The organism is Bradyrhizobium sp. (assembly GCF_035652035.1).
Taxonomy (GTDB): Bacteria; Pseudomonadota; Alphaproteobacteria; order Rhizobiales; family Xanthobacteraceae; genus Bradyrhizobium.
Window position 1 is genome coordinate 45,089 of sequence record NZ_DASREO010000004.1, and the last position, 21,730, is coordinate 66,818.

Sequence of the window (21,730 nt, forward strand, 5' to 3'; positions counted from 1 at the left end):
CCCTTTGGTCTATTCTACGATCCCGCTCAACCGCCGGTGATGGCGGATAAACAGGCGAGCACGACCCCAAGATCGTGCCGCCCAAAAAGAGACAAGGGAGCGACGATCATGACAACGCGCCGCGAATTTCTCAAAACCGGCACGCTTGCCGCCACCGGCATCTTCTTCTGCGGCTGCGGCCTGTTGCAGGGCGCGCACGCGCAAGCGCCGGAGCGGCGCAAGCTTCCTGTCGCGGTCAAAGGCAAGCGGGTCAAGACCATCGACGTGCATGCGCATTGCCATTTCCACGAGGCCGGCGCGCTGCTGGGCGAAGAGGGCCACAGGCGCCAGGCCGGCCCGATCAACGGTGCGGAAGAGACTTTCATCGAGCTCAAGCAACGCCTTGCTGCAATGGACGCGCAGGCCGTCGACATGGAGGTGCTGTCGATCAATCCGTTCTGGTACGACAAGGAGCGCGATTTGGCGGCGCAAATCGTCAAGATCCAGAACGAGAAGCTCGCCGAGTTCTGCGCCTCGCATTCCGATCGCTTCGCGGCGTTCGCTTCGCTCACCTTGCAGGCGCCTGATCTGGCCGTGCAGGAACTTCAGACCGCGATCAAGAGGCAGGGATTGAAAGGCGCCGCGATCGGCGGCTCCGTCAACGAGGTCGATTTTTCCGATCCAAAATTCCATCCCGTGTGGGCCAAGGCGGAAGAACTGGGCGTACCCTTGTTCATCCATCCGCGTGGCATACCGGAGCTCAGGGCGAACCGGCTTGCGGGCAACGGCTGGCTCGACAACACCATCGGCAATCCGCTCGACACGACGATTGCATTGTCGCATCTGATCTTCGAGGGCACGCTCGATCGCTTTCCCGGCCTGAAGATCATTGCGGCCCATGGCGGCGGCTATCTCGGCTCCTATGCCGACCGTTCCGATCATGCCTGCATGGTCGGACCGAAGGGATGCAATCCCGACATCAAGCTGAAGAAGAAGCCGTCGGAGTATCTGAAGCAGATCTATTTCGATTCGCTCGTCTTCACGCCCGAGGCGATCCGGCATCTGGCGACGCAGGTCGGCGCGAGCCAGATCGTACTCGGCAGCGATTACCCTTATCCCTGGCAGCTCAGCCCGGTGGACCACATCTTTGCCTGCACGTCGCTCACTGATGACGAAAAGGCCGGCGTCCTGGGGCGGACCGCAGCGAAGCTTCTTAATTTGGAAGTTTGACGTCAGGCCCGCTTGGAATCTTCAATGTGCCCGCGACACCGGCCTCGCGATAAAACCGCATCGCTCCCGGATGAATCGGCAGGATCGCTTTCCCGATATTGGACGCGCGTGTGGCTGATGCGGTCGGATAAATCTCGGATGTGGGATCATCCGCTGATAGTACAGCCTTGGTGATTGCATAGGCGACGTCGGCCGGAAGGTCCTTGTTGGCGACCACGAAATTCCAGGCCGAAAAACTTTTGATCTCGCCGGTCTGCCCCTTGTAGGTGCCGGCGGGGATCGTCGTCGCCGATAGCGCCGGCAGTTTGGCGAGCACCGCTGCAACGTCCGCGTCGGACAAACCGAACACGACTGCGTCGGCGTGATTGGCCACTTCGACCAGCGAGGGGATCGGCACCACCGCGCCCTGCCACAGCGCGTCGATTTCGCCATTGAGAACCTGCTGCGAGAGCGCGGCCGGATCGCCGTTGACGATGATGGGCTTGATATGTGCGACGTCGGCGGCCGCCCGAAAAAATCCTTCGGCCGGGCCGCGCGCGGGTCCGACGCCGACTTTCTTGCCGTCGAGGTCGGCGAGCGACTTCAGCCCGCTTGTGCGCAAAGCGGTGATCTGAAAGGACGTCTCGTACATCGGAAACAGCGCGCGCAGGTTCTCGTGCTTGTGGCCGGCGGCGAAGCCGGTGCCGTTGATGGCGTCGTAGGCCGACGCCATGAAGGCCGTGCCGATTGTCATGGGCGATGCATCGACCGCCGTCAGGTTGTCGTTGGAGCCGCCGCTTTTCTTGACGTCGATGTGAAGGCCTTTGGCGGCGAGATATTTCGCCACGCCCTGGCCATAGGGCAGGAAGGCATTGCCATCGCCAGCGGTCATGAAGGTTACGGTATCTTCCGCGATCGTCGGCGTCGCGATGAGCGCGGCCAGAGCAAAGAGAAGGCCGCCAAGGAGATGACGCCGCGTGCGGGTCATGTCGTCCGGTAGCGGAGCATGCCGTCGGCCTCTTCGGCCGTCAGGCGGCCTTCGACCAGCATGTAGTTGACATGCGCGACCAGTTCGCCCGCGGCAAACCCCATTTGGTGCTCGTCAAGCACGTGCTTGTGAAACACGACAGGCACGAGCTCTCTGGATGTCTGCGGCGTCTCGCGGCACGCGGCCGCGATCAACTGACAGCGCTCTTCATGGTGGTCGGCGAGTTGCTTGATCCGCGTCTTCAGGCCGTAGAACGGCACGCCGTGGCCGGGCAGCACCAGGAGATCGTAAGGAAGCGTGGTGGTCAGGCTTGCGAGCGAAGCGAGATATTCGCCGAGCGAATTCTGCTCGGGCTCGACCGCCCAGACGCTGACGTTGGGCGAGATCCTGCTCAACACCTGGTCCGCGGACAGAAACAGCTTGTCAGCCGCGCAATAGAGCATCACCTGGTCGAGCGCATGGCCGCCGCCGGTGATGACCTTGAAGCGGCGGGTGCCGATCGAAATCTCGTCGCCATGGGAGATGCGGCGATAGGAAGCGGGCAAGGTCGAGACCCGCTTCAGATAGTCCTGGCCGCGTCCGAGCAGTCTGTCGGTCAGGTTTTCGTCCATGCCATGGCGCCGGAAGAACAGCCGCTGCGCCTGCTTGCGTTCCTCGGTGCCACGGTTCTGGTGATAGACCGACTGCAGATATTCGACCTGCGACATGAAAAGCGGGCAGCCGAACCGCTCGACCACCCACCCCGCAAGGCCGACATGATCGGGATGCGAATGGGTGACGATCAGACGGCTGATCGCAACGCCTTTGAGCGGCCCTTCGAACAGGGCCGTCCAGGCCGCGATCGATTCCTCATTGCCGAATCCGGAATCCACCATCGCCCAGCCGTCGCCGTCGGCGAGCAGATAGATGTTCACGTGGTTAAGGCGGAACGGCAGTTTCAAGCGGACCCAGAGCAGCCCGGGCATCACCTCCACGACCTGATCATGGCCGGGGTGGTTTTCCCAGGGGTAACGCAACGCCTCGGCTGAGGACTGAACAGCGTCTTTCTTTGAATGCATGGTCACGGGTCTTGGCTTAGCCGCACTCGCGGCGGCGCGCTAGTGTGGCGGTTCAGAAGTCCGCATCATTGTTGCCGCGGGTAAGTCATGCGGACTTCTGAACCAAAGCCACACTAGATCAATAAATTAGCTAGTGTCCTTTCGATTCCGAAGTTCGAAACGTGGCTCCGAAAAATGCTACGAACTTCGGAATCGGGACACTAGCCGAAAAAATAGATGCGGACTGGTGGACTTTGGCCCTTCACGGCCCGCAAAAGCAAAAAGGCCGGCGCGAGGCCGGCCTTTTCGTTACCGTGTGATCGCCGAAGCTTAGTACTTCGCGACCACCGGACCTCCCCAGTTGAAGCGGTAGTTGATGCCGGCCTTCACGACATGGTCGTCGGTGCGGAAGCTGCCGAACGGAGCCAGCGCAGCCGGCGTCGTGAAGCTGGAATTGCCGAAGTTGTAGTACTGGTACTCGATCTTGCCCGACCAGTTCTGGGTGAACATGTATTCGAGACCAGCGCCGACGGTCCAACCGTTGCTGTGATCGCCCGTCAGACCGAACGCCAGCGGCGCGCCTGCGCCGTTCACCAGCGAATCGTTGTTGTCGGCGAAGGCATAACCGCCCTTCACGTAGAGCAGGCCCGGACCCCAGGTGTAGCCGACGCGGCCCGTGACGGAGCCGATGCCACGCTGGTTGTTGGTGAAGACGTTGCCATTCGGGAAGACGATGCTGCCGTTGTTGCCGGCAATCCAGGAGTACTCGGCTTCCGCGCCGATCACCCAGTTCGGGGCGAACTGATAGTCAGCGCCGCCCTGCACACCGCCGAGGAAGCGGCCGTTGTCGTTGTTACCGGTGGTCAGGCCGCCGAAATTGGTATTGCCCGCGAACACGCCGCCGAGGTGGCCGCCGATGTAGAAGCCGGTCCAGTTATAGAGCGGAGCGACATAGGCCGGCGCCTTGGTATAGGGGGCGGTCCGGGCCGAAAGGTCGGCAGCCAGTGCTGGCACGGTCGCGCCGAGGGCGACGAGAGCCACAGTTGCAAGTAGAAGCTTTTTCATTTTGGTTCTCCAGAGAGTAGTCCGTTGTCAGATCGCGCGCCTTCTGCGCCCGTCCATGGCGCGCACTTAGACAGCTTTTGAGTAAAAAGCTGTCACTGATCAGCCACACTCGTGGAGAACCCAACATATTGGGGAACAACACAAATTCGTGCTTAATGACGGACTAATGAAGTCTTAAAGACGCCTTAATTTGAAAGCCCCTCGCGTAGCGAATCCGCAACGGCCGGAACTTCCGCGTGCGAATCTGAAGCTGAGGAGATGAGAGGGTCTTTAAGGGAAAGTTATGAGCGATCGGCGGCGAACGGGACCGGTCGCGTTGCGCGCCGGCTTCGGATGCCGCGATAACTGGTGCTGCCGGACAGGATTGAACTGTCGACCTCTCCATTACCAATGGAGTGCTCTACCACTGAGCTACGGCAGCGTGCGCCAGTGCGGCGAATTCGTCGGAACTGGGCACTGAATCTAAAGAATCGGCCCAAAGGGGCTCCACAAGGCGGGCGATCCTTGCCACAAGGTCAGCGGGCGCGCAAGCGCGGGAAATCGCTGCCGTCGGCCGAAATCGCCGCATTTGGTGCGCATATCGGCATGGCCCTAAGGGCTAGCGCTTTGTTCAAGCAGCGAATACGGACGATTGCCGCCAGAACGGGCCAAACGCAAGTTGGCGGCGCGGGCACGCAGGCAAGCAGGTCGACCATGAACGATGACAGCAACGCAGGCGGTCGGCCGACCGGGCAAATCGCAAAGGACAAGCGCCAGGATCGCCTGAAGCTGGCCTTGCGGGAAAATCTCAAGCGGCGAAAATCGCAAGCCCGCGAGCGGGCGGGTTTCATGTCCGCGTCGCCGGCTTCTGATGAGGTCCGCGAGGGCGACGAGAAAAGCCCGGATAAATAGCCGGTTGGCTGCCTTGCGTCGGCAGGGAATATCTCGCGTCAGGTTTTCCGGATGAGGTTGTGGGTATGTCAGAAGAAATCATCATGGGACAGGAAACCAACGGCAACGCCAGCCTTGCCAGTGCCTTCCCTCGCTACGAGCAGACATTCCCGACATTGACGGCGCAGGAAATCGGCCGCATGCGCCGCTTTGGCGAAGACCGCCATTACAAACACGGCGAAGCTCTGTTCCTGACCGGCAAGGTAGGACCCGGCATGTTCGTCGTGCTGTCCGGCAACGTCGCCATCACCAACCGCGATGGGTTTGGCCGCGTCACGCCGATCATCGATCAGGGACCGGGCCAGTTCCTGGCCGAGATCGGGCAATTGTCCGAGCGTCCGGCGCTCGTCGACGGCCATGCCGAAGGTGACGTCGACACGCTGCTTATTCCGCCCGAGCGGCTGCGTGCGCTGATGGTGGCCGAAGCCGATCTCGGCGAGCGCATCATGCGCGCGCTGATCCTGCGCCGTGTGAGTCTGATCCAGGGTGGCGCCGGCGGACCGGTGCTGATCGGCGCGGGAAACTCGGCTGGCGTCATTCGCCTTCAGGGCTTCCTTACCCGCAACGGCCAGCCGCACCATCTGCTCTGCCCGCATGTTGACGCGGACGCTGCCGAGGTGATCGCGCGCTATCAGCCTTTGCCGGAAGAATTGCCGCTGGTCGTCACGCCGGACGGCGCGGTGTTGCGCAATCCGCGCGAAGCCGAACTGGCCCGCGCCATCGGCATGGTGCGCGCGGTGGCAAAGGACAAGATCTATGACGTCGCCGTCGTCGGCTCGGGCCCCGCGGGGCTTGCGACCGCGGTCTACGCCGCGTCGGAAGGATTGGCGGTCGCCGTCTGCGACACGCGGGCCTTCGGCGGACAGGCTGGCGCCAGCGCGCGCATCGAGAATTATCTCGGCTTCCCGACCGGCATTGCCGGGCTTGCGCTGATGGCACGCGCCTTCAACCAGGCCCAGAAATTCGGCGCGGACGTCATGATCCCCGCCGAAGTGAAGTCGCTCGATTGCTCGCGCGCCGACGGCGCGTTCGGTCTCGCGCTCGACAACGGCGAAGTCGTGCGGGCGCGCTCGATCGTGATTGCAAGCGGCGCGCGCTATCGGAGGCCCGAGATCGCGAGTCTTGCGGAGTTCGAGGGGCGCGGCGTCTGGTATTGGGCCTCGCCGATCGAGGCCCGCTTGTGTACCGGGCAGGAGGTCGTTCTGGTCGGCGGCGGCAATTCGGCCGGCCAGGCCGCGGTGTTCCTGTCGGGTCATGCCCGCAAGGTGAACATGGTGATCCGCGGCGGCGGCCTTGGCGCCAGCATGTCGCGCTATTTGATCGAGCGCATCGAGGCGTCGGCGAATATCGAATTGATCTTCAACGCCGAGGTGATCGGACTTGAGGGTGGCAAGGAAGCTTCGCTCGAATCCGTGCGCTGGAAGAGCCGTCTCTCGCCGGAAGAGATGCGCTTTGCCGCCCGCAATCTTTTCCTGTTCGTCGGCGCCGATCCGGCGACAGGCTGGCTCGAGGGCTGCGGCGTGACGGTCGACCGCGCCGGCTTTGTTGTCACCGGCGCGCAAAACGGCGGATCTCATCCGACCTCGATGCTGGAGACGTCGGTGCCCGGTGTTTTTGCCGTCGGCGACGTGCGTTCGGGATCGGTGAAGCGCGTGGGCGGCGCAATCGGCGAAGGCGCCCAGGTCGTTGCCGCGCTGCATGGCTATCTCAACGATTCCGCGAGACCATCCTTGTAAGGAGACCGTCGCTGTAAGCCAGCGCAACTCGCCGCCGCCGTGACGGCGTTGCAAATTTTCACGGCGCAATCATTGCCGCACCGTCATCGCTGCGCTTCCTTGTCATAGCAATTTCACCGGATCGGACGTAGCATTGCTCCGTTCAGGACAGGGGGATCGCCATGACACTTGGTTTGAGCTTGCACGCCGTCACAATACTGCATGTCGTGATCAGCCTGATCGGGGTCGTTTCCGGTCTCGTCGTATTGTTCGGGCTGCTCAAGTCGGAATTGAAGGCGGGCATGACCGCGCTCTTTCTGGTCTCCACGATCCTCACCAACGCCACCGGCTTCATGTTTCCGTTCGAGAAGCTTTTGCCCTCGCACATCATCGCGCTTCTCTCGCTGGTCCTGCTCCTGATCGCCTGCATTGCGCTCTACGGCTGGAAACTTTCCGGCGCCTGGCGCTCGATCTACCTGATCACGGCGATTGCCTCGCTCTACCTCAATGTCTTCGTGCTGGTGATTCAGAGCTTCCTGAAGATCGGGGTGTTGCATGAGCTGGCGCCGAGCGTGCCGCCCAGCGAACCGCCGTTCGCGGTCACCCAGGGCGTCGTGCTCGTGCTCTTTGTCATCGCCGGCATTGCGGCGTTGCGGCGCTTCCGCCCGGCCTGATCTGCGTCCGAACCTGCCGCGGGCGTGCCACAGCCCGCCCCTGGAAGGCGTGGATTGTCAGGCGTTTCCCATCAATTCGCCGCAAAGCTGAAGCCGTTTGTGTCGAATGGGTTCGGGGTGGCCCCGGGGGCTTTGGCTTGGTCGATTTGCTTTAGCCGATTGTCTCTTGGGTAATTGCTTTGGGTGACGCATTCGCCCTATACCCCCGGCATTGAACGGCTAAGGATTATTATGGATCGCATTCGTATTGTCGGTGGTCACGCGCTCAACGGCACCATTCAGATTTCCGGCGCCAAGAATGCCGCGTTGCCCCTGATGATCGCCGGTCTTTTGACCGACGAAACGCTGATCCTCGACAATGTGCCGCGGCTTGCCGACGTCGCGCAGTTGCAGCGCATTCTCGGCAACCACGGCGTCGACATCATGTCGGCCGGAAAACGGCCGGGCGATCGCCAATATCAGGGCCAGACCCTGCACATCTCCGCGGCTGACATCATCGATACGACCGCGCCTTATGAGTTGGTATCGCGCATGCGCGCGAGCTTCTGGGTGATCGCGCCGCTGGTGGCGCGGATGCACGAGGCGAAAGTCTCGCTGCCGGGCGGCTGCGCCATCGGCACGCGGCCGGTCGACCTCCTGATCATGGCGCTGGAAAAGCTCGGCGCCGACATCGCGATCGATGCCGGCTATGTCGTTGCGAAAGCGCCCGGCGGACTTAAAGGCGCCGAGATCGATTTCCCCAAGGTGACGGTCTCGGGCACGCATGTCGCGCTGATGGCGGCGACGCTGGCGAAAGGGACAACTGTCATCACCAACGCCGCCTGCGAGCCGGAAATTCTCGACGTCGCCGATTGCCTCAACAAGATGGGCGCGCGGGTCACAGGCGCCGGCACGCCGCGCATCGTCATCGAAGGCGTGACCAGGCTGCACGGCGCGCGGCACACCGTGCTGCCGGATCGCATCGAAACCGGCACCTATGCGATGGCGGTGGCGATGACCGGCGGCGACGTTCAATTGAGCGGTGCCCGGCCGGAGCTCCTGCAAGCGGCCCTTGACGTGCTGACGGAGGCGGGCGCGGTCGTGAGCGCCAACGACGAAGGCATTCGCGTCGCCCGCAACGGCGCCGGCATCAATCCGGTGAAGGTTTCGACCGCGCCGTTTCCGGGTTTCCCGACCGATCTTCAGGCCCAGCTGATGGCGCTGATGACCCGCGCCAAGGGCTCCTCTCTCATCACCGAGACGATTTTCGAAAACCGCTTCATGCACGTGCAGGAACTGGCGCGGTTCGGCGCGCGCATCCAGCTCGACGGCGAAACCGCAACGGTCCATGGCATCGGCGAGTTGCGCGGTGCGCCGGTGATGGCAACAGACCTGCGCGCCTCGGTGTCGCTGGTCATTGCGGGCCTTGCCGCCGAGGGTGAGACCATGGTCAACCGCGTTTACCATCTCGACCGCGGCTTTGAGCGGCTGGAGGAAAAGCTCTCCGCCTGCGGCGCCCGCATCGAGCGCATCAGCGATTAGCTCACCAGGAACCCGGAGCATTCCACCGGCGGCGGGCAACCGCGCTGCCTGGAAATCCGTGAGGATTGACGGCGATTTGGCCTCGCGCCATGGAGCAGAAGCCTTTAATTAGGTCTTTCAAAGACGTTCGCCGGAAAGCCGTCATGCCCGTTTTGCTCGATACTTCCAGCGCCGATTTTGCGGCGAAATTCACGGCGTTCCTGGCGATGAAGCGCGAGGTGGCGGCCGATGTCGAGGCGGCCTGCCGGCGCATTGTCGACGATGTCGCAGCTCGCGGCGACGCCGCCCTGATCGAGGCCACCAGCCGGTTCGACCGGCTCGAGCTTGATGCCTCGCGCCTTCGCGTCAGCGTGGGTGAAATCGATCAGGCGGTGAAGGCCTGCGACCGCGAGACGGTCGCGGCCCTTGAGCTCGCGCGCGACCGCATCGAAAGCTTTCATCGCCGGCAACTGCCGAAAGACGAACGGTTTACCGACGCGCTCGGCGTCGAGCTCGGCTGGCGCTGGAGCGCGATCGAGGCGGTCGGCCTTTACGTGCCCGGTGGAACCGCAGCCTATCCGTCGTCGGTGTTGATGAATGCGGTGCCGGCAAAGGTCGCCGGTGTGGACCGCGTCGTGATGGTGGTGCCGTCTCCGGACGGCAAGCTCAACCCGCTGGTGCTGGCGGCGGCGCGCCTGGCCGGAGTTTCGGAAATTTACCGCGTCGGCGGCGCGCAGGCCGTGGCGGCGCTGGCCTACGGCACCGCAACGATTGCGCCGGTCGCCAAGATCGTCGGCCCCGGCAATGCCTATGTCGCCGCCGCCAAGCGGCTGGTGTTCGGCAAGGTCGGCATCGACATGATCGCGGGGCCGTCCGAAGTGCTGGTTATCGCCGACAAATCCGCCAATGCCGGCTGGATTGCCGCCGACCTTTTGGCGCAGGCCGAACACGATGCCAACGCGCAATCGATCCTGATCACTGATGATGCCACGCTTGCCGGCGATGTCGCGCGCGCGGTCGAGGCCCAGCTTTCGACGCTGCCGCGGGCAGACATTGCGCGCGCCTCGTGGCGGGATTTCGGCGGCATCATCAAGGTGAAGGGAATCGAAGAGTCGATCCGCCTGGCGGATGCGCTCGCCGCCGAGCATCTGGAGATCATGACGACGGATCCGGAAGGCCTGGCGGCAAAGATCCGCAACGCCGGCGCGGTGTTTCTCGGACCGCATACGCCTGAAGCGATCGGCGACTATGTCGGCGGCTCCAACCACGTGCTGCCGACGGCGCGCTCGGCGCGATTTTCGTCAGGCCTCGGCGTGCTCGACTTCATGAAGCGGACCTCGATCCTCAAATGCGGGCCCGACCAGCTGCGCGCTTTGGGACCGGCGGCGATGACGCTCGGCCAGGCCGAGGGCCTCGATGCCCATTCCCGCTCCGTCGGGATACGTCTCAACCTGTCATGACCGAACCGCCCTCAGGAGACGATTCAAAGAACCGCATTGTTGGGGTCACGCTCGACGAGGAATCGATCGGCCGCTCGGGTCCCGACATCGAGCATGAGCGTGCGATTGCGATCTACGACTTGATCGAGCAGAACCTGTTTGCGCCCGAAGGCGTCGACAGCGGGCCCTATACGCTCAACATCAGCATCACCGGCAATCGCCTGGCTTTCGATATTCGCCGCGAGGATGGTTCGCCCGTGGTCGCGCACCTGTTGTCGCTGACGCCGTTCCGCCGGATCGTGAAAGACTACTTCATGATCTGCGACAGCTACTATCATGCGATCCGTACCGCGACGCCCGACAGGATCGAGGCGATCGACATGGGCCGGCGCGGCATCCACGATGAAGGGTCGCGCACGCTGCAGGAGCGGCTGAAGGGCAAGGTGCGGGTGGATTTCGAAACCGCCCGCCGCCTGTTCACGCTGATCTGCGTGCTGCACTGGAAGGGCTAGCTGCATGGCCCCGACCCGAAAGGCCGCGTCAGCGCCAACGCCCTTTGGAATGAAGTGTCACGATGATGTCGCGGCAACGGAAGAGCGCTCCCTCTCCCGTGGGGAGAGGGTTGGGGTGAGGGGGTACGGTCTCTCGATAGTCCGTTACCCCTCACCCGGCGCTTCGCGCCGACCTCTGCCTTCCGCGCATCAATTGAAAAAAGCCTGATATGGCAGCGCCGCTCTCGCGCGCTCCGCAAGCCGTGCTGTTTGCCTGCGCGTTCAACAGCGTGCGCTCGCCGATGGCGGAGAGCCTGCTGCAGCAGATGTTCCCGCAGGCGCTTTATGTCCGCTCCGCCGGCGTCAGGAAGGGCGAGCTTGATCCGTTCGCGGTCGCCGTGATGGCCGAACTCGGCCAGGACATCTCCAAGCACAGACCGATGACGTTCGAGGAACTGGACGACTGGGAAGGCCTGAACTTCGATCTCATCATCACCCTGTCGCCGGAGGCACACCACAAGGCGCTGGAGCTGACGCGGACGCTCGCGGCCGATGTGGAATACTGGCCGACCCCGGACCCCACCGGCACGGACGGAAGCCGCGAACAGAAGCTCGATGCCTACCGCGAGGTCTGTGACGGCCTTTTGTTGCGTATCCGCAAGCGATTCTCGAAGGTCGGCGCGGCGAGCGGCTGATACGGTTCAGTTCCCCCAGCCACACGCTTGGCAGGGCTTTCCTAAGCGTACCCGCTCCGTGACGGTTGGATGCTCGTGGAGTGGATTTGACATTCGCTGCTCACCAGGACGCAAATTCGGAAAGCGAATGTCAAATCCTAAACTCCACTAGAAACATATATTTGCTAGTGGTCCTGCGATTCTAACATTCGCAAAAGTGTGCGCTGAGAAGGGAAGCGAATGTTAGAATCGGACCACTAGCGGAACAATAGGCGTTTTTCCGTAAGCGCGGCCGGCGGTTACCGGGCCCATTCTTTGTCATGATGCACGGTTGTCTCGGGGAGAGCCTTCCGATAGGTTCCGCGCGCATTCTTCTGGCTTCTCGAATCTCTCCCGCCGACCACACAAGCATGCTTGGCCGCCCCAAACTCGTTCTTGCCTCAGGTTCGCCGCGACGCCTCAGCCTGCTCAACCAGGCCGGCATCGAGCCCGACGCGCTGCGCCCGGCCGATGTCGACGAAACGCCGAAGCGCGGCGAGCTGCCGCGCGCCTGCGCCAATCGGCTGGCCCGCGCCAAAGCCGATGCCGCGCTCAAATCGGTGCAGCTCGACGACGAGTTGCGCGGCGCCTTCATTCTCGCCGCCGACACCGTGGTCGCGGTCGGCCGCCGCATTTTGCCGAAAGCCAACCTGGTTGACGAAGCCGCGCAATGCCTGCGGCTCCTGTCCGGCCGCAATCACCGCGTCTACACCGCGATCTGCCTGGTGACACCGAGGGAAGCGTTTCGCCAGCGCCTGATCGAAAGCCGCGTGCGCTTCAAGCGGCTCTCCGAAGACGACATCCAGGCCTATATCGGCTCGGGCGAATGGCGCGGCAAAGCCGGCGGCTATGCCGTGCAGGGCATCGCCGGATCGTTCGTGGTCAAGATGGTGGGGTCGTACAGCAATGTCGTCGGGCTCCCGCTCTATGAGTCGGTGACGCTTCTGGGCGGAGAGGGATTTCCGATTCGCTTCGGCTGGCTGAATGCCAGCTAAGCCACCTGGCAACGGGGCTTCCGAAGCGAAGGCGGCGAAGCCATGCCCGATCTGCGGCAAGCCTTCGACCCAGGAAAACCATCCCTTCTGTTCGCCCCGCTGCCGGGACGTCGATCTCAATCGCTGGCTGTCCGGTTCCTACATGATTCCGGGCCGCGACAATGATGAAGACCAAGGCGACTAATAAATCTCTGTTATTTCAATGCGTTAATTTGTTTTCAGGAAGCGCCCGCCGCCGCCCCTTGGGCTGTGCCGGGCACGCTTCGCTTGCGGCCTGTTGCGTGGCTGCGCCACGCGTAGCGTGAGGTGCGAAGCGTGGTGGACAGAGCCGGATTGCCTGACTATAAACCGCCGCTCCCTCCCGCCTTTCAGGCCGACGGGAACGCCCAGGTAGCTCAGTTGGTAGAGCATGCGACTGAAAATCGCAGTGTCGGTGGTTCGATCCCGCCCCTGGGCACCATGAATTCTTCGACGTCGAGCTGCCCATAGCAACATCGCGATTTCTCCGTCCGCGTCTTCGACGAACGGTGACGGCGGCGCCGTCTTGCCATTGGCAATCGGTTCGACAATTCGCAGGAGGGCCAGCGAGAAACTTGTGCACGCGTTCAAATGGCCGCCTGCGCTGTTTCACTTTTTAGTTGCACGACGTTTTGCGTACCGTAATCTTTTTTTTCACTGGCGCGCTTGAGATTTGTTCGCGGCGACAATCGGCCCGCAATCGAGGTGCGGCCGAGTGCGGATCAGCGCATCCGCGCCTGATCTCTTGATCATGCTTTTGTGCTGGCTCCAAAGGTGCTCAATGCCGGAAAAGAACCTCCGCAAGCTTAGCCGCATGATCGAAGATGCCTTGGATGTTGCAGTCGAAATGAATGAAACGACCGCGATCTATCTGCTTTCGATGGCAAGTATCGACGTGACCGAGAAGATTCGGTCGGGCGATCGCGCCGCATCCGATGACGCCGAGTGAGTAGATTGGTTGCGTGACGTCACGCTGCGGGAAACGCCACACACCCTTCGGCGTCCATGGAGATGCCGACATCGCTGCCGGGCGGCCAGTCGGTGATGGCGTTGTCGCCGGCTGCGCGCACCAGCAAAAGGCCGTCCCGGCAGGCGCGGCAGGCGATCTGCAGATCAACGTGCCCGCCGTGATAGGTCAGGCCTGCGATCCGTCCGGCCATCGTGCCGGATGCGCCGGGGGCGCCGATACGAAGGCGCTCCGGCCGCACAAACAGGTCCACCTTGGCCGAGGGAAGCGCGCCGGCGAGACGTTCGCCGCCCACCTTGATCTGCGTCTCGCCCAGCGCGATCACGGCTTCCCCTGACGCGATGCCGATGAGTTCGCCGCGCAGGCAGTTGGTGTCGCCGACAAAGGACGCGACAAAGCGATCGCGGGGCTTGCGATAGATCTCGAGCGGTGCGCCGAGCTGGCGGATCTTTCCTTCCGACATCACCGCCATCCGGTCCGACAGGCTCAGCGCTTCGCTTTGGTCATGGGTGACGAAGATCGTGGTGAGCTCAAGCTTGCGCTGGATATCCCGAAGCTCGATCTGCATCGAGGCACGCAGATTCTTGTCGAGCGCCGAAAACGGCTCGTCAAGCAACAGCACAGTCGGATTGATGACGAGCGCCCGCGCCAGCGCCACGCGCTGCTGCTGGCCGCCTGAAAGTTGCCGCGGCTTCCGCTCGTCCATGCCGGTCAGTTTGACGAGCACCAGCGCCTCGGCCACGCGTTTGCGGATTTCGTGCCGCGGCACTCGCCGCGTCTTCAGGCCATAGGCGATGTTGTCAGCAACGCTCATGTGCGGAAACAGCGCGTAGTTCTGAAACATCATGCCGATTTCGCGCTTATAGGTCGGCACGTCGTTGACGCATTTGCCGTTGATGGCGACCGAGCCGCTGTCGGGTGCGAGAAATCCGGCGGCGAGCCTGAGCAGCGTGGTCTTGCCGCAGCCGGACGGCCCGAGCAGCGTCATGAATTCGCCGCGGGAAATCGCAAGCGACACGTTGTCGAGCGCTCTTACTTCGGCAAAATTCCTGGTGACGCCGTCAAACGCCACCGCGGCATCGCTCGTCGTTGGGGCCGGTTCGGTCATGATGCTCAGTGGCTCTGTTCGATGTTGAGCACCTTGCCGAGGCCCAGGAAGCGGTTGGCAAAGGCGATCAGGACGGCGGTGCCCGCGACATACATCACCGACAGCGCCGCCATCGAGGGATCGGCGAACTCGCGGACATAGTTGTACATCGCGACCGGCAGGGTCTGGGTGCGCTGCGAGGTCACGAACAGCGACGCGGTGAATTCGTTGAATGACAGGATCGCGGCGAACAGCCAGCCGCCGACGAGGCCCGGCAGCAGCAGCGGCACCGTGATGGTGAGCAGCACGCGAAGCGGCGTCGCGCCGAGGCTTGCGGCGGCCTGCTCATAGCTGGAATCGAGATTGCGCAGCGAGACGTAAACACTGCGCAGCACGAACGGCAGCACCAGGACGATATGACAGATGACCACGACGGCGAAGCCGCGGCTCCAGCCGATCTGAGCGGCGAGGATCAGGAAGCCGAGGCCTACCGTGAAATGCGGGATCACGAGCGGCGACATCAAGACGCCTTCGATCCATTTCTTGAAAACGAACTGATAGCGGTCGATCACGAATGCGAACATTGAGCCTACGATCAGCGCGATCGACGAACTCCAGGCGGTGACGATCAGCCCGTTCTGGAATCCGGTGCGGAAATCGGGATAGGCGAGCGCCCGCTCGAACCACCGCCACGACCATGCCTGCGGCGGAAACGAGAGAATAGCCTTGTCGTTGAAGGCGGCGATGGTCACGACCGCCGCGGGAAGGATGAGGAATGCCAGGATGAGGGCCACGACGACCAACCCGGCGAAAGCGAGCAGGCGCTGATAGGTCGAACGTGGCGCCATATCAATGCGCTCCGATATTTTTGAAGGGCTGCGCTGCGAAACCGAGGATCGACAGCACCGCGATCGTCAGCGCAAGGCCCGCGACGCAGAGCGCGGCAGCGAACGGGAAATTGAAGCTCGAAAGGCCAAGCTGATAGACCAGGTTCGAGACCATGTTGACGCGCCCACCGCCGATCATTTGCGGCGTGGCAAAAGCGGAAAACGTCCAGGCAAAGGCGGTGGTGACGCCGGCAATCACGCCGGGCATCGACAGCGGCAGGGTCACGGTCAGAAAGGCGCGGATCGGGCCGGCGCCGAGGCTCTCCGCGGCGCGCTGATAGTCGCGGTCGATATGCGACAGGCCGGCGGCCAGCATGATCACCATCACCGGCAGCGTCACGTGCACGAGCGCGACGACGACGCCAAAGGTCGTGAACATGAATTGTACCGGCTGTTCGATCAGGCCGATCCCGCGCAGGACCGCGTTGATGAAGCCGTTGTTGCCAAGCACGATGATCCACGAATAGGTGCGCACCACCTCGCCGAGAAACAGCGGCGTGACGATGATCACGAGCAGCGCGGATTTGATCAGCGGGCGTTCGATCTGCACCAGCGCATAGGCGAGGGGATAGCCGACCAGAAGCGTGACGACGGCCGTCAACGCGCAGATCGAAACCGTGTCCAGGAATACACGGGCGTAAAGCGGCTTGAGCAGATCGAGAAAATTGACAAGCGTGAGGCCGCCTGCATCGAGCGAGCCGGGAATATAGGCGCGCAGGCTGTATTGCAGCACGGCCGCCATGGCTGCGACAAAGCCGAGCGCGCAAAGCGCGGCCGGCATCGTGAAGATGCGAAGAAAAGGCCGCTGGCTCATGATCGCTTTGCGATGGTCAGTTCATGATGTTTTCGGCAAACCATTTGCGCCATTCGGCGGTCTTCTCGGCGCGCAATTTCGCGTCGATGTTGATCTGCTGCTTCCATTGTTCGGCGGTGGTGAAGACGCCCGGCAGCTTGGCGATATCGGGATCGAGCTTGGCGTTGAGAACGGCGGGACTGCCCTTTTTCAATTTGGCGATCTCGGCCTGGATCTCCGGGTCATAGAGCGTGTTGATGAATTTGTAGGCGAGCTCGGACTTCTTCGAACCCTTCATGATGGCGACGGTGTCGATGCCGAGCACGGCGCCTTCCTTCGGGATCGCGAGCGTGATCGGCACGCCTTGCCCGATCATGTAATAGGCGTTCATCGAGAGCACGATCTGAAGCGGCGTCTCGCCGCTCGCCAGCAGCTGCTGGCTGTTGGCGTCGTTGGTGTAGAAGGCCTTGAAGTTCGGCTTCAGTGCTTTCAGCCTGTCCTCGCCCTTTTCCCAATGCGCCGCGTCAGCGCCGGACAGCATGGCAGAGACCACGATGATATGGCTGGGATCGAAATCGGGCGCCGCAAGCTTGCCTTTCAGCTCCGGCTTCCAGAGGTCGTTCCAGCTTTCGAACTTGACGTCTTTCAACAGGTCGGCGCGATAGCCGATAGTGTAGACGTAAGCCCAGGCGCCGAGATGAAAGGGGCTGATCCGTGCCTCGTCGGCGAGATTTTTCGCGTTCGGAATTTTCGCCGTATCAAGCGTCTCGAACAGCCCGTCATTGGCGTAGAGCCAGCCGACATGCGAGGTCGTGAACGTGATGTCGCTCTCGGGATTGCCCTTGGCGAGTTTTTCCTTGTTGAGCCGGTCGATGGTGCCGCCGGTGACGAACTCGACGGGCACGCCAGTCTCGGCGGTGAACTTCCTGGCGACCGTCTCGGCGATCAGGTCGCGCCAGCTGCCGCCCCAGATGCTGACGACGAGCTTGTCCTGCGCATGCGCGGGGACGGAGAGAAGCAAAACAAACAGGGCTAGCCAGAAGCGACGCATGTCAAATCCCCTTGCGACGCGTTTTTCGCATCGTCAAAAACGTCCCGGCACCGGCAATTCTGCACCATTGCATGGCAGCCGACAACGGGAGTTGTCGACAAGCAACTGCGTCGCGTTTAAGTTCGCGGCAAAGGCGGTTGGTTCAGCGGGTAGGAGACTGACTTGAGCGGCGCGCTTGCGGCACAGGATGATGCGCATCGGCCCTCGGACGTGCTGAGAACGCTGAAAAAGCTCGGCTTCGGCGCGGTTGTCTCGGTGCCGGACGGCTGGCTCGGCAAGATCCTGGTGCGTATCGAGCACGAGCCGTCGATGCGGCTGGTGCGGGCAACTCACGAAGAAGAGGCGCTGGCGATCGCCTGCGGGCTGCGGCTTGGCGGCGTTCGCACGGCGCTCCTGGTGCAAAATGCCGGTGTGCTCAGCATGGGCGCCGGCATGGTTTTGCTGGCGCAGCGTTATCAATTTCCGCTCCTGATGCTGGTGTCATATCGCGGCACGCCGGACGATCCCATCTTCTATCACGTGCCAAAGGGCCGGGTGACCGAGCCGGTGTTTCGCGGCCTCGGGCTTGCTTACGGATGTGTCGACCGCCATCGCCCGATCGGCCCGCAGGTCGAGCATGCCGCGACTTTTGCCGAAGAGGCCTCGTGTCCGTTTGCGCTGCTGTTGTCGCGGGAAGACATCCAATGGTGAACGTTGCAACCGCGCGTCCGACCCGCGCCGACTATTACCGGGTCCTGGCCGACAACCTGCCGCCGCAGGCGCTGGTCGTGACCTCGCTCGGCAACGCGTCCTATCTCTGGGCAAAATTGCACGACGCTCCGGAAAATTTCTATTTCGAAGACGCGATGGGCCTGGCGCTGCCGCTGTCGCTCGGGCTTGCGATGGCGCAGCCATCGCGGCCGGTGATCGTGGTCGAGGGCGATGGCGGGCTCTTGATGCATATGGGCGCGCTGGCGACGGTCGGCGCCGTCAATCCCGCCAATCTCACGGTGCTCATCGTTCAAAACGGCGTCCATGCCGCATCCGGCGGTCAGGCACTGACCAATCCGGCGCTCGATCTGGCGCAACTCGCCCGCGCCGCCGGAATCGCGCGAAGCGAGAATATCGACAAGCCGGAGGCGCTGGCCGAGAAACTGCGCGCCGGCACGGCAGGCAATGGTGCTGAATGTTTGGTGCTCGCGACCGAACCCGATCTCGATGTGGTCCGCCCGCCCGTTACATTCGATCCGCTTCTGAGCAAGCACCGCTTGCAGGCCGCGGTCGGCGCGCCGCGTTATGTCCACGCGGTGTTTGGCGGCGGCAAGCTCGAGGGCAGTTAGGCTTCTCGCTTGGCGCCGCGCGCTGGTGTGGCGACACTGACTTTGGTTCTGATATTTGCAGGAGCGCCGCCGCGATATGATGCGAATGTCAGAGCCGGGACACTAGTTGACGCCGTATTTGTCGAACAGGTCGGGGGCGAATTTCAGTCCGAGCCCGGGTCCGGCCGGCACGGCGATGTCGCCGCCCACCGGCATCGGAGGATCTTCGAACAGGCGCCAGGTCCACGGCATATATTCGACGACGAGGCCGTTCGGGATCGCGGCGATCAGGTGGACATGGATTTCCGGCAGCAGGTGACTGGCCACCGGCTTGTTGAAGGCCTCCGCCATCCCGGCCACCTTCATCCATTGCGTGACACCGCCGACGCGCAGCAGATCGATCATGGTGATGTCGCTGGCGTGGTGCGACAGCGCCTGCCGGTGCGGCTCGATGCCCCAGAGATACTCGCCGGCGCAGATCGGTGTCGCGAGCGCATCGGCGATTTTTGCGTGACCCTGATGGTCGTCGCATGTCGTCGGGTCCTCCAGCCATCCAAGGCGCAGATCTTCGATCTGATGGCCGACCGAAATCACCTCGGCAACGCTCCAGCGCTGATTGATGTCGACCATCAGATTGACCTCAGGCCCGACCGCCTCGCGGACCAGGCGAATGCGCTCGATCTCTTGTTTGGGCGTCAGCCCTGCCACGGCCATCTGGGTCTTGATCTGCCGATAGCCTTTCTCGACCAGTGCGGAAGCAGCACGTTGCAGTTTGTCGGTTGGTGTGGTGCGCGACAGCGCGCCGCTGGCATAGGCCGGCACCTTGTCGCGCGCGCCGCCGAGCAGCCGCGCCAAAGGAACATTGAATGCCTTGCCGCGGACGTCCCACAACGCGGTGTCGATCGCCGAGATCGCCAGCATCGCGATGCCGGAGCCACACGAAGCCGATGCGGCGCGCATTTTCGCCGTCACCTGTTCGACGCGTAAGGGGTCGTCACCCCTGATCAATTCGCCGAAGTCCTCGAGCGCAGCGTGGAGCGCACGCGGCAGTTTGCCGCCGAAGGCCGTGACGCCGATGCCTTCGATGCCCTGGTCGGTGGCGAGGCGCACCGTGAAGAATTCGCGCATCATCCCGATCATGTGAGGCGCGCCGACCAGCGGCTCTTCCTCCGGCAGACGGACGAAATTGACCTTGATTGCGCTGATTTTCATGTTGTTCTCCCGGATCGCTCCGCGCTCTTATTGTTGATGTGCTTTTCGCTACCTATCATGAGAATGCGAAAGCATGGCGGCCGTTGTGACGATAAGAGCCGCGACCAAATCGGGAGGTCAAGATGCGTGAGAGCAAGGGTGGTCCGCGCAAGGGTGACCGGCGTTTGAACAGGCGGGAAGCCGTTGCCGTCATGGCGGGTGGCGCAAGCCTTGTTGCGGCGCCGGCGATCGTCGCCGCGCAAACCTCGCTGACGGTCAGTTTCGTCCAGCAACGCGGCTTGCTCTATGCTCCCGTCGACATGATGGTCACCGGCGGCGTGCTTCAGCAGGAAGCAACCAGGCTCGGACTCGGCAAGGTCGAGGCGTCAGCAAGAACATTGAGCGGTCCGGCAGCCGTCACCGATGCGTTGCTGTCGGGTTCCGCTGATTATGGCGCGGCGGCGCTGCCGTCCCTGCTGACGCTCTGGGACAAGACCCACGGCACCGCCAACGAGGTCAGGGCCGTCGGGACGATGTCGAACGGCGCCATGGTGCTCTACACCATCAATCCCAACGTCAAGACGATCGCCGATTTCACCGACAAGGACCGCATTGCGGTGCCTTCGGTGCGCATATCCTTCAATGCCATGATGCTGGAAATGGCGGCGGAGAAATTATGGAATGATCCGCACCGTCTCGACCATCTCACGGTCGGCCTTGGCCACGCGGATGCGGTCGCCGCACTGTCGGCGGGCTACGGCAAGGCGACCGTGACGGCGCATATCGCGGTGCAGCCCTTCACCGAGCGCGGTTTGAAGCTGCCGGGCGCGCACGTGGTTGCGGACAGCCGCGAGGTGTTCGGCGGGCCGCTGACGCAGGTCACATTGCTTGCGACCAAACAGACCAGGGACAAGAACCCGACCTTGTTCAAGGCCGTCGGCAACGCGCTGGAGACTTCGATCAGGATGTGCAGCGCGGACAAGCACGCCGCTGCGGCACTTTGGAAGAAAGCCCAGAATGCGTCCGAAAGCATCGACGAACTGCTCGCCTTGCTCGACGATCCCGGCTTCGAGTTCACCTCGCAGCCGCATCGCATCGCGACCTTCGCGGCGTTCCTCAAACGCATCGGCTCGATGAAGTCGGACGTCAGGGACTGGAAGCAACTGTTCTGGGAAACCGCCTACGACCAGCAGGGCGATTGAGCCAAGCCTTGATTGAGCCACAACTTCGAAGCTCGTCCCAAACAAAAAGCCCCGGATGATGTCGGGGCTTTTCAATTCCGATTTAGCTCAGATCAGTGCTGATCTCAGTACTTCGCAACCACCGGGCCACCCCAGTTGAAGCGGTAGACCAGCGAAGTCGAGATCGTCTGCACCAGCGGATGGAAGGTGACGGCGCTGCCAGTGAGCGCACCGGTGCCAAGGACGGATTCGGCCAACGTCGCTTTGTCGTAGTAGGCCGCGCGATATTCGGTCTTCATGAACCAGCCCGGCGCGGTGATGCCGAAGATGTTCAGGTTGTTTTCCACGCCGCCGCCGACGAACCAGCCGCCCTTGTTGAATGAAGCCGTCGTAACGGCATTCGCAGAGGTGAGCGGCACGCCGGTCACCGGACCAAGCGTAGAGCCCGACCAATACGACTGCGTGTAGCCGGCATTGACGTAGGAGTAGACGTTCGGCGCGACGAGGTAACCCAAACGCGCA

The 21,730-nt window shown here is 62.6% G+C and carries 23 protein-coding genes and 2 tRNA genes; 15 read left to right on the forward strand and 10 right to left on the reverse strand.

Features of this window, described 5'->3' with window-relative positions:
* Positions 1–108 precede the first annotated feature (108 nt).
* Positions 109–1,209, forward strand: coding sequence for an amidohydrolase family protein (locus VFB05_RS01375; protein ID WP_325007973.1), 1,101 nt, complete (start codon positions 109–111; stop codon positions 1,207–1,209).
* Here VFB05_RS01375 and VFB05_RS01380 read toward each other — a convergent pair.
* From VFB05_RS01380 to VFB05_RS01395, 4 genes are all read right to left on the reverse strand, one after another.
* The gene (locus VFB05_RS01380) at positions 1,193–2,176 is read right to left on the reverse strand and encodes a TAXI family TRAP transporter solute-binding subunit (protein WP_325007975.1); all 984 of its coding nucleotides are present in this window, start codon (positions 2,174–2,176) and stop codon (positions 1,193–1,195) included. The genes VFB05_RS01375 and VFB05_RS01380 overlap by 17 nt on opposite strands.
* Positions 2,173–3,234 carry an MBL fold metallo-hydrolase gene (locus tag VFB05_RS01385; protein ID WP_325007978.1) on the reverse strand — a complete coding sequence of 354 codons (1,062 nt, stop codon included), beginning with the start codon at positions 3,232–3,234 and terminating at the stop codon, positions 2,173–2,175. Before VFB05_RS01385 ends, VFB05_RS01380 begins: the two co-directional genes overlap by 4 nt.
* A gap of 309 nt (positions 3,235–3,543) precedes the next feature.
* Positions 3,544–4,278, reverse strand: coding sequence for an outer membrane beta-barrel protein (locus tag VFB05_RS01390; protein ID WP_325007980.1), 735 nt, complete (start codon positions 4,276–4,278; stop codon positions 3,544–3,546).
* Positions 4,279–4,624: 346 nt separating this feature from the next.
* Positions 4,625–4,699, reverse strand: a tRNA-Thr gene (locus VFB05_RS01395).
* 272 nt (positions 4,700–4,971) lie between these two features.
* Between VFB05_RS01395 and VFB05_RS01400 the strand changes: the two genes are divergently transcribed.
* From VFB05_RS01400 to VFB05_RS01450, 11 genes are all read left to right on the forward strand, one after another.
* Positions 4,972–5,169, forward strand: coding sequence for a hypothetical protein (locus VFB05_RS01400; RefSeq protein WP_325007982.1), 198 nt, complete (start codon positions 4,972–4,974; stop codon positions 5,167–5,169).
* Between the two features lie 65 nt (positions 5,170–5,234).
* On the forward strand, positions 5,235–6,944 hold the full coding sequence (locus tag VFB05_RS01405; protein WP_414643128.1) for an FAD-dependent oxidoreductase: 1,710 nt from the start codon (positions 5,235–5,237) through the stop codon (positions 6,942–6,944).
* Between the two features lie 161 nt (positions 6,945–7,105).
* Entirely contained in the window at positions 7,106–7,597 is a 492-nt protein-coding gene (locus VFB05_RS01410) for a hypothetical protein (RefSeq protein ID WP_325007984.1), read from the forward strand.
* Between the two features lie 231 nt (positions 7,598–7,828).
* Entirely contained in the window at positions 7,829–9,118 is a 1,290-nt protein-coding gene (gene murA / locus VFB05_RS01415; protein ID WP_325007986.1) for a UDP-N-acetylglucosamine 1-carboxyvinyltransferase, read from the forward strand.
* Positions 9,119–9,261: 143 nt separating this feature from the next.
* On the forward strand, positions 9,262–10,557 hold the full coding sequence (gene hisD, locus VFB05_RS01420; protein ID WP_325007988.1) for a histidinol dehydrogenase: 1,296 nt from the start codon (positions 9,262–9,264) through the stop codon (positions 10,555–10,557).
* A complete protein-coding gene (locus VFB05_RS01425; RefSeq protein WP_325007990.1) occupies positions 10,554–11,048 on the forward strand; it encodes a UPF0262 family protein in 495 nt (164 codons plus the stop codon). The genes hisD and VFB05_RS01425 overlap by 4 nt, the downstream gene beginning before the upstream one ends.
* A gap of 209 nt (positions 11,049–11,257) precedes the next feature.
* Positions 11,258–11,722, forward strand: a complete 465-nt coding sequence (locus VFB05_RS01430; RefSeq protein WP_325007992.1) for a low molecular weight phosphatase family protein — start codon at positions 11,258–11,260, stop codon at positions 11,720–11,722.
* Between the two features lie 389 nt (positions 11,723–12,111).
* On the forward strand, positions 12,112–12,735 hold the full coding sequence (locus tag VFB05_RS01435; RefSeq protein WP_325007994.1) for a Maf-like protein: 624 nt from the start codon (positions 12,112–12,114) through the stop codon (positions 12,733–12,735).
* Complete coding sequence (gene yacG / locus VFB05_RS01440) at positions 12,725–12,919, forward strand: DNA gyrase inhibitor YacG (RefSeq protein ID WP_325007996.1); 195 nt, start codon at positions 12,725–12,727, stop codon at positions 12,917–12,919. Before VFB05_RS01435 ends, yacG begins: the two co-directional genes overlap by 11 nt.
* Positions 12,920–13,119: 200 nt before the next feature.
* Positions 13,120–13,195 (forward strand) — tRNA-Phe (locus tag VFB05_RS01445).
* 339 nt (positions 13,196–13,534) lie between these two features.
* The gene (locus VFB05_RS01450) at positions 13,535–13,702 is read left to right on the forward strand and encodes a hypothetical protein (RefSeq protein ID WP_325007998.1); all 168 of its coding nucleotides are present in this window, start codon (positions 13,535–13,537) and stop codon (positions 13,700–13,702) included.
* A 19-nt stretch (positions 13,703–13,721) separates the two neighbouring features.
* Here VFB05_RS01450 and VFB05_RS01455 read toward each other — a convergent pair whose 3' ends face one another.
* From VFB05_RS01455 to VFB05_RS01470, 4 genes are read right to left on the reverse strand one after another with little or no spacing between them, the layout of a single operon-like run.
* Positions 13,722–14,828 carry an ABC transporter ATP-binding protein gene (locus VFB05_RS01455; protein WP_325008000.1) on the reverse strand — a complete coding sequence of 369 codons (1,107 nt, stop codon included), beginning with the start codon at positions 14,826–14,828 and terminating at the stop codon, positions 13,722–13,724.
* A gap of 5 nt (positions 14,829–14,833) precedes the next feature.
* The gene (locus VFB05_RS01460) at positions 14,834–15,655 is read right to left on the reverse strand and encodes an ABC transporter permease (protein WP_325008002.1); all 822 of its coding nucleotides are present in this window, start codon (positions 15,653–15,655) and stop codon (positions 14,834–14,836) included.
* Between the two features lies 1 nt (position 15,656).
* Positions 15,657–16,508: an ABC transporter permease gene (locus tag VFB05_RS01465; protein WP_325008004.1), complete on the reverse strand. Its 852-nt coding sequence runs from the start codon at positions 16,506–16,508 to the stop codon at positions 15,657–15,659.
* Between the two features lie 16 nt (positions 16,509–16,524).
* Positions 16,525–17,538, reverse strand: coding sequence for a polyamine ABC transporter substrate-binding protein (locus VFB05_RS01470; RefSeq protein WP_325008006.1), 1,014 nt, complete (start codon positions 17,536–17,538; stop codon positions 16,525–16,527).
* A 162-nt stretch (positions 17,539–17,700) separates the two neighbouring features.
* Between VFB05_RS01470 and VFB05_RS01475 the strand changes: the two genes are divergently transcribed.
* On the forward strand, positions 17,701–18,228 hold the full coding sequence (locus tag VFB05_RS01475; protein ID WP_325008008.1) for a thiamine pyrophosphate-binding protein: 528 nt from the start codon (positions 17,701–17,703) through the stop codon (positions 18,226–18,228).
* Complete coding sequence (locus VFB05_RS01480) at positions 18,222–18,857, forward strand: thiamine pyrophosphate-dependent enzyme (protein WP_325008010.1); 636 nt, start codon at positions 18,222–18,224, stop codon at positions 18,855–18,857. The genes VFB05_RS01475 and VFB05_RS01480 overlap by 7 nt, the downstream gene beginning before the upstream one ends.
* Before the next feature lie 102 nt (positions 18,858–18,959).
* Here VFB05_RS01480 and VFB05_RS01485 read toward each other — a convergent pair whose 3' ends face one another.
* On the reverse strand, positions 18,960–20,048 hold the full coding sequence (locus tag VFB05_RS01485; protein ID WP_325008012.1) for a mandelate racemase/muconate lactonizing enzyme family protein: 1,089 nt from the start codon (positions 20,046–20,048) through the stop codon (positions 18,960–18,962).
* Positions 20,049–20,170: 122 nt separating this feature from the next.
* Between VFB05_RS01485 and VFB05_RS01490 the strand changes: the two genes are divergently transcribed.
* Complete coding sequence (locus VFB05_RS01490; RefSeq protein ID WP_325008014.1) at positions 20,171–21,229, forward strand: hypothetical protein; 1,059 nt, start codon at positions 20,171–20,173, stop codon at positions 21,227–21,229.
* A gap of 104 nt (positions 21,230–21,333) precedes the next feature.
* Here VFB05_RS01490 and VFB05_RS01495 read toward each other — a convergent pair.
* Positions 21,334–21,730 (reverse strand): outer membrane protein (locus VFB05_RS01495; protein ID WP_414643129.1); only part of this gene is annotated, 397 nt, incomplete at its 5' end.